At 71.6% G+C, this 10,519-nt stretch carries 9 protein-coding genes and 1 pseudogene; 6 read left to right on the plus strand and 4 right to left on the minus strand.

From position 1 onward, the window contains the following. Positions 1-50: 50 nt before the first annotated feature. Positions 51-1,019: an LLM class F420-dependent oxidoreductase gene (locus tag CA984_RS17145; RefSeq protein WP_086573430.1), complete on the plus strand. Its 969-nt coding sequence runs from the start codon at positions 51-53 to the stop codon at positions 1,017-1,019. Between the two features lie 28 nt (positions 1,020-1,047). On the opposite strand, the gene CA984_RS17150 is transcribed toward CA984_RS17145, so the two are convergent. Then, positions 1,048-1,227, minus strand: a complete 180-nt coding sequence (locus tag CA984_RS17150) for a hypothetical protein (RefSeq protein WP_086573433.1) — start codon at positions 1,225-1,227, stop codon at positions 1,048-1,050. Positions 1,228-1,589: 362 nt separating this feature from the next. On the opposite strand from CA984_RS17150, the gene CA984_RS17155 reads away from it, so the two are divergent. From CA984_RS17155 to CA984_RS17170, 3 genes are all read left to right on the plus strand, one after another. Further along, on the plus strand, positions 1,590-2,585 hold the full coding sequence (locus tag CA984_RS17155; protein WP_086573436.1) for a sporulation protein: 996 nt from the start codon (positions 1,590-1,592) through the stop codon (positions 2,583-2,585). Positions 2,586-2,974: 389 nt separating this feature from the next. Then, the gene (locus CA984_RS17165; RefSeq protein ID WP_086573441.1) at positions 2,975-4,099 is read left to right on the plus strand and encodes a S1 family peptidase; all 1,125 of its coding nucleotides are present in this window, start codon (positions 2,975-2,977) and stop codon (positions 4,097-4,099) included. 62 nt (positions 4,100-4,161) lie between these two features. Then, a complete protein-coding gene (locus CA984_RS17170; protein ID WP_086573444.1) occupies positions 4,162-4,722 on the plus strand; it encodes a snapalysin family zinc-dependent metalloprotease in 561 nt (186 codons plus the stop codon). 145 nt (positions 4,723-4,867) lie between these two features. On the opposite strand, the gene CA984_RS17175 is transcribed toward CA984_RS17170, so the two are convergent. Continuing rightward, the gene (locus CA984_RS17175; RefSeq protein WP_086573447.1) at positions 4,868-5,362 is read right to left on the minus strand and encodes a GNAT family N-acetyltransferase; all 495 of its coding nucleotides are present in this window, start codon (positions 5,360-5,362) and stop codon (positions 4,868-4,870) included. Between the two features lie 467 nt (positions 5,363-5,829). On the opposite strand from CA984_RS17175, the gene CA984_RS17180 reads away from it, so the two are divergent. Together CA984_RS17180 and CA984_RS17185 are read left to right on the plus strand one after the other, a co-directional pair. Next, positions 5,830-7,284 carry an MFS transporter gene (locus CA984_RS17180; protein ID WP_086573450.1) on the plus strand — a complete coding sequence of 485 codons (1,455 nt, stop codon included), beginning with the start codon at positions 5,830-5,832 and terminating at the stop codon, positions 7,282-7,284. 71 nt (positions 7,285-7,355) lie between these two features. Beyond that, positions 7,356-8,195, plus strand: a complete 840-nt coding sequence (locus tag CA984_RS17185; protein ID WP_086573453.1) for an SDR family oxidoreductase — start codon at positions 7,356-7,358, stop codon at positions 8,193-8,195. Positions 8,196-8,431: 236 nt separating this feature from the next. Here CA984_RS17185 and CA984_RS17190 read toward each other — a convergent pair whose 3' ends face one another. Both CA984_RS17190 and CA984_RS17195 read right to left on the minus strand, forming a co-directional pair. After that, positions 8,432-10,030, minus strand: coding sequence for a multicopper oxidase family protein (locus CA984_RS17190; protein WP_207620905.1), 1,599 nt, complete (start codon positions 10,028-10,030; stop codon positions 8,432-8,434). A 222-nt stretch (positions 10,031-10,252) separates the two neighbouring features. Continuing rightward, positions 10,253-10,519, minus strand: a pseudogene (locus tag CA984_RS17195) (FAD-dependent monooxygenase); the annotation flags it as partial.

Here is a 10,519-nt window from a genome sequence, read left to right on the forward strand (position 1 = left end):
GTTTCCCCGGTCCTCGGCGAGACGCGAAGGGGGCTGGGTAGGGGGGAGACATGGCTGAGATCGGTTACACGATGATGTGTGAGCAGACGCCGGCGCGGCAACTGGTGGACGACGTCGCCACGGCGGAGCGGATCGGCTTCGACTACGCGGTCATCTCCGACCACTACTTCCCGTGGCTTGAGGAGATGGGGCATTCACCGTATGCCTGGTCGGTGCTCGGCGCGGCCGCGCACGCCACCGAGCGCCTGCCGCTGATGACCTACGTGACCTGTCCGATCATGCGCTACCACCCCGCGGTCGTGGCCCAGAAGGCCGCCACGATGGGGGCTCTGACGGAGGGCCGGTTCACACTGGGGCTGGGCGCCGGGGAGAACCTCAACGAGCACGTGATCGGCCACGGCTGGCCGCCGGTCAACACCCGGCACGAGATGTTCCGCGAGGCGATCGAGATCATCAAGGAGCTGTTCGAGGGCGGCTACACCACCTACCGGGGCGAGTTCTTCGACGTCGACTCGGCCAAGCTGTTCGACCTGCCGGAGCAGCCGGTGCCCCTGGCGATCGCCGCCTCCGGCGGCAGCTCGGGGGACATCGCCGCCGAGTACGGCGACGGCCTGGTGGCGACCGACCCGGACGGCGAGCTGGTCAGGCGTTTCGCCGCCTCCGGCGGTGAGGGCAAGCCCGTCTACGGCCAGCTTCCCGTCTGCTACGACCCCGATCCCAAGGCGGCCCTGGAGCGGGCACACCGGCTGTGGCGCTGGTCCGCGGCGGGCTGGAAGGTCATGGCCGAGCTGCCCGCCCCGGTCAACTTCGCCGCCTACGCCGAGACCGTACGCCCGGAGGACGTCGCGGAGAAGGTGCCGTGCGGCTCCGACGTGGACGCGGTCGTGGAGGCGGTGCGCAAGTACACCGATGCCGGATTCACCCATGTCGCCCTGGTCCAGATCGGTCATGAGCACCAGCGGGAGTTCTTCGACTGGTCGGAGAAGGAGCTCCTGCCCGCGCTGCGGCGCCTCCCGTAGGCGGCCCCGGGCCTGTGGCCGCCTACGGTCACAGCACGGCGGCCTTCTGGTGGGGGTAGACGTGCTCCAGCTCGTGGCGGGGCGGGAGAACGCAGCGGCGGCCGGTCTCGGTGTGCGGGCACCGGAGCGCGTCGCTGCGGCGCGGCAGCGACGCCGGATCCTCCTCCCCCCACCCGGGTCCATCGTCGTCGGCGAGGTTGTGTGTCATGAGCGCGTGTCCTCCTGTGACATGCGGGCGGTGACGTACCAGCGCGTGCGGAAGGCAGGCCGGCGGCACACGGGACGGAACGCTCCAATTCCGGGAGACCGGGGTGGAGGTGACGGCGGACGGTGACCGGCCGATCGGCCGCCCGTGCGATGCAGCAATCTATCTCCGCGAGTTCCGGCTGCCCAGAACCAGTGATTTGACGCCGGCCGGGTTGATCACTGTCAGAGATCGACATTTATGTCCCAAATGCGGGGCGGCCTGCCTTCAAAGAGCTCTCAACTGCGTGATCTCGGGAACCAGCGGCGACGATCACTCGTTCGCCGTTTCGGTTACGTCATCACAACAGGAGAAGAGAGGTATCCGTGGTCTTCAAACGGCTGCTGGGAGCCTTCGGCGTCGGAGGTCCGTCGGTGGACACCGTCCTGGCCGTCTCGCGCGTCTCGCCCGGCGGGTTCCTCACCGGCGAGGTCCGGATCAAGGGGGGCGATTTCGAGGCGGAGATCGAGCACATCAGCCTGGGGCTGGTCACCAGGATCGAGACCGAGCACAGCGAGGGTGAGCACACCGGTCTCGGGGAGTTCTTCCGCACCGAGGTCTCCGGCCCCTTCAAGCTGGGCATCGGCGAGGAGCGCACCGTCCCCTTCCGGGTGCCGGTGCCCTGGGAGACCCCGCTCACCGAGGTGCAGGGCCAGCCGCTGAGCGGCATGGCCATGGGCGTGCGCACCGAGCTGGCGATCGCCAAGGCGGTCGACAAGGGCGACCTCGACCCCTTCTCCGTCGCGGCCCTGCCCTCGCAGGAGGCCGTGCTGGTGGCCTTCTCCCAGCTCGGCTTCCACTTCAAGAGCGCCGACCTGGAAACCGGCCACCTGTACGGCGTGCAGCAGCGGCTGCCGTTCTACCAGGAGATCGAGTTCTACCCGCCGGCCCAGTACTCGGGCCGGATCAACGAGGTCGAGCTGACCTTCGTGGCCGACGCCGGCAGGCTGGACATCATCCTGGAGGCCGACAAGCGCGGCGGCCACGGTTCCGGACACGACTCCTTCGGGCGTTTCCAGGTGACCCACGAGCAGGCCCTCCAGATGGACTGGCCCGCCGAGATCACCACCTGGCTGGACGGTCTCGGGCAGCACCACGGCGGCTCCTACGGCGCCTCCTACGGCGGGCACGACGACGGCCACCACGGCCACCACGAGCACCATGGGCACTACGGGCACCACGAGCAGCACGGTCACCGCAGCGGGCCCGGTATGGGCGCGGTCGTGGCGGCCGGAGCCGCGGGTGTGGTCGGCGGGTTCGTGGCCGCCGAGGCGATCGACGAGATCGGCGACTTCTTCGAGGGCGAGGAGGAAGAGGAGTGATGTCCGGGCGGGCCGCTCCCCGGCGGGGGGCGGCCCGCCCGGACAGGTGGTCACCGGGACGGGAGCACCGCGACGAGGGGGGCGCCGAGGCGGGGCCCGATGCGGAGAGGAGCCCGCCCGGGCCGGGAGACGCGGCACAGCTCCGTCTCGCCGCTCTCAAGTCCCGATGCGGAGAGGGGGCCGCCCGGGCCTTCGCGGGAGAGGTAGTGAGCCGGGCCCGCCGCGTCCCGGCTCGCCTCCGTCGCGGACTCCGCCGGGATGCCGTCCCTGGTCACGGCCGGCGACCCCGGCCGATCAGAGGCCCATAACACCGCGATAGGTGCTTTTTGCTACATCCCCCGGTAGGGCATGGCCAAATATTTTGACAGCACCCCTCACAAGGAGTGCGTATGTTAAGTCGAGGTCCCCTCCTGGCCGGAGCCGCTACCGTGGCGCTGTATCTGGTCGCCAGCGTGACGCCCGCCACCGCAGCGCCCGCTCCCCTCTCCCCCAAGCCGCCGTCACCCGTGATCATCGACGCCCTCCAGCGCGACCTCGGCCTCACCGCCGAGCAGGCCGTGGCGCGGCTGGCCAACGAAGAACGCGCCATGACCACGGAATCCACCCTGAGCGGCAAGCTCGGCGGCAAGTACGCCGGCGCCTGGCTCAACGGCGACGCCACCCAGCTCCTCGTCGGCACCAGCGACGCCACCACGGCCGACGCCATCAGGGCCCAGGGCGCCCAGCCCGTGATCGTCAGCCGGACCCTGGAGCAGCTCAACGCGGTCAAGGACCGGCTCGACCAGGCTCCGGCCCAGGCCAAGGCCGGCGCGTCGCTGTGGTACGTCGACCTGCCCACCAACAGCGTCGTGATCCAGGCCGCCCAGCAGGCGGGAGGCGAAGCCCTCGTCGCCGCCGCCGGCGTCGACAAGGACGCGGTCCGGGTGGCGGTGACCGCCGAGCGGCCCCAGCCCTTCATCGACATCATCGGCGGCAACCCCTACTACATCGGCTCCAGCCGCTGCAGCATCGGCTTCTCCGTGACCAAGGGCGGCACGCCGGGCTTCGTCACCGCGGGCCACTGCGGCAGGAGGGGCGCCACGACCTCCAACCCGACCGGTACCTTCCAGGGCTCCTCGTTCCCCGGTAACGACTACGCGTGGGTGGCCGCCCCCGGCAACACCCCCAGGCCGTGGGTGAAGGGGTCCGGCGGCGCCAACGTCATCGTCCGCGGTTCCACGCAGGCCGTGGTCGGCTCCTCCATCTGCCGCTCCGGCTCCACCACCGGCTGGCGCTGCGGCACCATCCAGCAGCACAACGCCAGCGTGACCTACCCGCAGGGCACGGTCAGCGGCCTGACCCGTACCAGCGCGTGCGCCCAGCCGGGCGACTCCGGCGGGTCGTTCATCTCCGGCAGCCAGGCCCAGGGCACGACCTCGGGCGGCTCCGGCAACTGCACCTCGGGTGGCACGACCTACCACCAGCCGGTCAACGAGCCCCTGTCCGTCTACGGGCTGACCCTGACCGTCGGCTGACCGCCCTCCTCAGCACCTCGTCTTGACGAGCACCCCCCAACGGCCGAGGAGGCCTGACAGAAATGTCAAGAATCATCCGTTTCACCATCGCCTTCATCCTGGGGCTCGCCTTCCTGGCGACGACTTCCCCCGCCCAGGCTGACGGGACCGGCACGCAGAGCGCGGCCGCGGTGCGCGTGCTCCGGTACGACGCCAGCCGGGCGGCCGAGTTCCGCTCCGTGGTGGACCAGGCGGCACAGATCTGGAACTCCAGCGTGACCAACGTGCGCCTGGTGGCCGGCAGCCCGGCGGACTTCGTGGTGCTGGCCGACAACGGCTGGCCCCGCGCCCAGCCCACCAGCCTGGGCCGCGGGACCGTGTGGATCGGCAGGCAGGCGACCGCCCAGGGGCACAACCCGCTGCGCATCTCCGCCCACGAGATCGGCCACATCCTGGGACTGCCCGACCGTCGCACCGGCCGGTGCACGGACCTGATGTCCGGCGCCAGCGCGGGCACGAACTGCACCAACCCCTATCCGAACGCGGCCGAGAAGGCCGAGGTCGAGCGGTACTTCGCCGGCTTCGCCCCGACCCTCGACTTCGGTGAGATCTATACCGACAGTCCCGAGGCCGCCCTGCCGTAAGCGCCGGCGGGCCCGTCCGATCCGGCGCGGCCGGCCCGGACGGGCCCCACCCCCCTCTCCCCTCGCGGGAGGCCGGCGGCATCGAGCCCCTTCCGGAAGGTCCGCACGCGGGCCCTTCGGGAGGGGCTCGGCGTGCCGCGGCGGCTCAGGCCAGGGACTTCTCGAAGCAGTAGGAGCCTTCGAGCCGCTCGTAGGGAGGGAAGCGCGGGATGGGGGTGTAACCCTCCCGTTCGTAGACCCTCACGGCGTCCGGCTGACGGTCTCCGGTCTGCAGGATGATCCGTGATCCGCCGAGCGCGCGGGCGGCGTCCTCGGCCGCGGTCAGCAAGGCTCGCGCCACGCCCGCGCCCCGGTGGGAGGGGGCCACGAACATCCGCTTGATCTCCAGGTCCGCGCCGAGCCGGCGCAGCGCGACGTGCCCGACCGGCACCGCGCCGGTGTAGGCGACCCCGGTGTAGGCGACGGACCCCGGCTCGACGTTCATGCCGCGCGGCAGGTAGTCCGGCTTCGAGGCGAGCCGGTCGGCGTAGCGGGCGCCCATCTCCTCCCCCATCGCCTCGCGCAGCGCGACGGCCGCGGCGTCGTCCCAGCCGACGGACCTGACGACGATCACGCCGGCCCTCTCCGCGGGTGCGGTCATGCGAACTCCCCTGTCTCCGGTTGCGGCTGTCCGAGAATCCTGGCAGCACCGCCCCTCACGGCCGGCTCCGCCCCCGCCTCGGACCCGGAGGGCGCGAAGGCCGCCGGACGGGGATCGACGCCGTCGCCGGCGAGCAGCCGCGCCACGTGATCTCCCCTGGCGGGGACGGGCTTGAACCCGTGACCGATGGCCCCACGTCGTACGTCACGCCACCACATCCTTGGACCCGGGATATTTCCACCCAAATACCTATTTAAAAGGTAGGAAAATTGGGTTTTTCTGTCAACCGGCCACCCGGGCGAGGGGGCCAGGGATGCGGTTTGACACCTGGGTCCCCGTGCCTCACATTTATCTGCGTGATGCAATATCTGTGTCGCGCAATATATGTGTTGCGATCGCGTTCGCTGCGGCCCGCACCCTTCTCGCCCGATTCCCCTCCCGGACTCACTCCCGAAAGAGCGACGCCCTTGTCCACGCCAGCCCACTCCACCGCCACGGCCGCGGGGCCGGTCCCCCCGGCAGAACCGGAGGCGGTCTCCCCCCGAAAACGGTGGGCCATCCTCGCCGTCATCCTCAGCGCCGACGTCCTGGACCTCCTCGACGCGACGATCACCAACATCGCCGCCCCCACCATCGCCAAGGACCTCCACGGGGGCGAGACCCTCATCCAGTGGCTGGGCGCCGGCTACGCCCTCGCCCTCGGCGTCCTCCTCGTGGTCGGCGGGCGGCTCGGCGACAGATATGGTCGCCGGCGCCTCTTCCTCATCGGGATCACCGGCTTCACGCTCGCCTCGACCGCCTGCGGCCTGGCCTTCGACCCCGGATCGATCATCATCGCCCGGCTCGCCCAGGGAGCCTTCGGCGCCCTGCTGATCCCCCAGGGATTCGGCATCCTCGGCTCCGTCTTCCCGCGCGACCAGATCGGCAGGGCCTTCAGCGCCTTCGCCCCCACCATGGGAATCTCCGCCGTCGGCGGCCCCATCCTGGCCGGAGCCCTCATCGAGGCCGACATCCTCGGACTCGGCTGGCGCCCCATGTTCCTGATCAACCTCGTGCTCGGCGGCATCGCGATCCTCGCCGCGGCGAGGCTGCTGCCGAAGGACGCCGGCGACAGGAGCACCCCCGTTGACGGCATCGGCTCCGGCCTGCTGGCCGCGGCCATGCTCGGGCTGCTGTTCGGCCTGATCGACGGGTCCGCCCGCGGATGGACACCCGTCCCGATCCTGTCCATCACCGGCGGCGCCGTCTTCTTCGGCCTGTTCTGCCGGCGTCAGCTGACAGCCGCGAACCCGCTGATCGAACCGTCGCTGCTGAGGAACCGGGGATTCACCTCGGGCCTCATCCTCGGCGTCGCCTTCTTCGCCGCCGTGTCCGGCCTGCTCTACGTCCTGTCCCTCTTCATGCAGAACGGCCTGGGCTACCCTCCCATGAGGGCGGCACTCGGGCTGGCGCCGGTCGCGGCGGGCATCGTCATCGCCTCCGTCGCGGGCTACCGGTTCATCGGCGGACTCGGACGCGACCTCGTCCTGATCGGCCTGATCATCACTTTGGCGGGCACCGGCTGGCTGCTCGTCCTCGTCCTGACGGCCGGGACCTCGGCGGGTCCCTGGGCACTCCTGCCACCGGCCCTGATCATCGGCCTGGGCATGGGGACCTGCTTCGGGACCATCTACGACGTCACCGTCGGCGACATCGCCCCGGAAGAGGCGGGCAGCGCCGGCGGCTCGCTCAGCGCGGTCCAGCAGCTGGCCAACGCCATCGGCGCGGCCGTGGTCACCACCCTCTACTTCAGGACCCTCGCCACCGGCGGCGAGACCCGGGCCGTGGTCCACAGCCTCGCCACCGTCGCCGCGATCACCCTCGTCTGCTGCGGCCTCGTCCGGCTCCTGCCGCGCAAGGCCCCGCCCCAGGACCACCACTAGGGCCGCGCGCCCTGCCCTACCCCGGTAACCGGCCGTCGCGGCGCGATCGGCCATCGAAAAGGAGATCCGACATGACCATTCTCGTAACCGGAAGCCGTGGCGGCGTCGGCAGGAGCCTCGTCGCCCTCCTGCGGAGCCGGGGCCTCGACGTACGGGCCGCGTCCAGCGACCCCGGCGGACTCCACCTCCCGGCGGACGTACCGGCGGTGACGTGCGACCTCACCGATCCGGGCACGTTCCCCGCCGCACTCAAGGACGTCACCTCGGTCTTCCTCTACGCCGAGCCGTCGCACATCGTCCCGTTCGCCGAGCAGGCCGCCGCCGCGGGGGTCGGGCACATCGTGCTGCTGTCGACCAGCGCGGTGCTCAACCCGGCCGCCGCCGACGACCTCATCGCCCGGTCGCACCTGAAGGTCGAACGGGCCCTGGCGGCCTCGCCGATCGAGTCGACGTTCCTGCGGCCGGGCTCCTTCGCGAGCAACGCGCTGCAGTGGTCCTGGGCCATCAGATCCGCCGGCGCGGTGAACCTTCCCTATCCCGACTCCCACACCGACCCCATCCATGAGGCGGACATCGCCGAGGCGGCGCTCGCCGTACTCACCGATCCCCGGCTGAGCGGCGGAAAATACACCCTGACCGGGCCGGAGTCCGTCACCTTCCGGGAGCAGATCGGCCACATCGCCCGCGCGACGGGCCAGTCCGTCGCGGTCAACGAGGTAAGCCGCGACGCGTGGAAGGCGGAGATGGCCGACTACGTCCCCGCGGACTTCGCGGACGCGCTTCTCGACTGGTGGCGGTCCACCGACGGCTCACCCGTCGAGACCACCCGGACGGTCGAGGATCTGACCGGTCACCCGGCCCGCGGCTTCGCGCTGTGGGCCGAGGACCACGCCGGCGACTTCACGAGCTAGCCGTCACGGCCTGCGGAGCGGACGTCACCGGGGAGCGACAGCGGCGCGATCGGGCGGTTCCGAAATGGTGAGGGCCTCATGGCCTGGTGTGGGTCGACCGGGACCCACACCCGCCGGAGGCCCTCGTGACCCACCGTAACGGCCCGGCGACCGGGCGGGGCCGACTCTCCGCCCGGCGTGTCGCGGCATCGAGGCGGTGGCGCTGCCGGCTCCGGGCCGGAGCGGGCCGGACGTCGTCAGCCGTGGCCGGCGTCGTGGGGCATGACGGGCCTGCCGGGGAGCCCGCCCGGCTCGGTGACGACGAACTGGCCCATCATGCCCAGGTCCTCGTGGAAGAGGAGATGGCAGTGGAACATGTAAGGGGTGTCCGGATCCGCGTGGCCGCCGAAACGGACGGCGATGCGCACCGGCTTCTCCCGCGGGGTGTAGATCGTGTCCTTCCAGCCGCCCAGCTCCGGAGGCGGGGCGGCGCCGTTCACCGACAGGACCTGGAACTGGGTGCCGTGCACGTGGAAGTTATGGGGGAGGACGTCGAGGTTGGTGACCTCCCAGATCTCGGTGGTGTCCCTGCCGACCCCGAAGTCGATCCGGCCCATGTCCATCGCCCTGCCGTTGATCTCGAAACCGGACAGCTCGAATCCGCGGTCGACCCGGCCGCCCGCCGAGCCGAGCCCGGGGGCTTCCGCGAGGGTGCCGGGCAGGGCGGGGGACGGCGTCAGGCCGCCGGCGGCACGCAGTTCGAGAACGTCCATCGTGTCGTCGCCGCCGGTGACACGGGAGGTCCAGAAGTCGGCGCCGAGGTCGGGCGGGTAACTCCGCAGCACCACCCGCTCGTCCGGCCGCATGGTCACCACGATCTCGGCGCGCTCTCCGGGGGAGAGCCGGACCCGGTCGGTGAGGTGCGGCGCGGGCAGCAGGCCGCCGTCGGTGCCGATGAGCGCGAACGACCGCCCGTCGGAGAGGCCGAACGCGTAGGTGCGCGCGTTGGAGGCGTTGAGCAGCCGCAGCCGCGTCCGCTCGGCGGTGACGTCGTGGTACGGCGCGACCGTGCCGTTGACCAGGAGGGTGTCGCCGAGGATGCCGACACCGCCGATCAGCGGGGTGCTCTCGTCGAAGCGGTTGTCGTCGCCGAAGTTCTTGTCCTGCACGATGACCGGGACGTCGTCGACCCCGTACCGGCCGGGCAGGTCCGGCGACCCGGCCGCGGGATCGTCGACGATGAACAGTCCGGCCATGCCGCGGTAGACCTGCCGCCCGGTCCGGCCGTGCGGGTGGGGGTGGTACCAGAGCGTGGCGGCGGGCTGGTCGAGCCTCCAGGTCGGAGACCAGGTCGCGCCGGGGCGGATCGGCTGGTGCGGTCCGCCGTCCATCACGGCGGGCAGATGCATGCCGTGCCAGTGCACGGTGGTCGCCTCGGCCAGCTCGTTGCGCACGTTGACCACGACCGTCTCCCCCCGGGCGGCGCGCAGCGTCGGCCCGAGGTGGCCGTCGTCGAACCCCCACGTCGGCGTCGGCCGGCCGGGCCTCAGCCGCCGGTTCCCGGTGCCGGCGCGCAGCTCGAACACCCGGCGTCCGGACCCGTCGCGGCGGCCGGTGGCCAGTGGCGGGATGGCCAGGCGGTTGACGAACCGGACCCGGCCGGCGGTGTCGACGTCGGCGGTGGCCCACAGCCACGCCGCCCCGCCCGCGCTGATCGCGGCCACCGCCGGCACCCCGATCAGCCCGGCCCTGAGCAGGCGCCGCCTGGTGAGTCCCTGTCGCGGCGTGGCCCCGGCGGGCGGCGCGGCGGGGGACGGTCCCGCCGGCTCCCCCGGACCCTCAGACGGCTCGGTCAATGTTCTCGTCCCCATCGGGCCCGTTGGCGGGACGGCTGCCACCAGCCGCCGTCGGTGATGTCGTCGCAGATCGGTGGCCTCCCCGGAGGCGTGATCTGCCGGCCCGGCCCCGGTGCGCGGGTGCGCGCGGGACCGGACCCCTCCCACCGGCCCGGACCCCGTACGGCGGTGCCCGGACACGGCGGAACCCGTGCCGCCCCCCGAACGGGAGGCGGCACGGCCCTAACTCCGGTTGCCCGCCGCGCGTGAGGCGTCCGCCGTGACCGGAGCCTGCCAGTCGATCCGGTAACGCTGCTCGGCGCCCAGCGTCTTCTCCGGATTGAGGAAGGTCTTCATCGCCAGCGGCATCATCAGCCCCATCATCGCGATGGCCACCGGCCCCAGCGCCTTGCTGTTGTTGGTCTTGGACGCCCGCCAGGCCACCTTCTCCACCCGCTCCCGGCGCAGCCCCTCATAGGCGGCGAACGCGCTCGCCACATCGGGCAGGTC

This window comes from Streptosporangium minutum, assembly GCF_002149035.1.
Taxonomy (GTDB): domain Bacteria; phylum Actinomycetota; class Actinomycetes; order Streptosporangiales; family Streptosporangiaceae; genus Streptosporangium; species Streptosporangium minutum.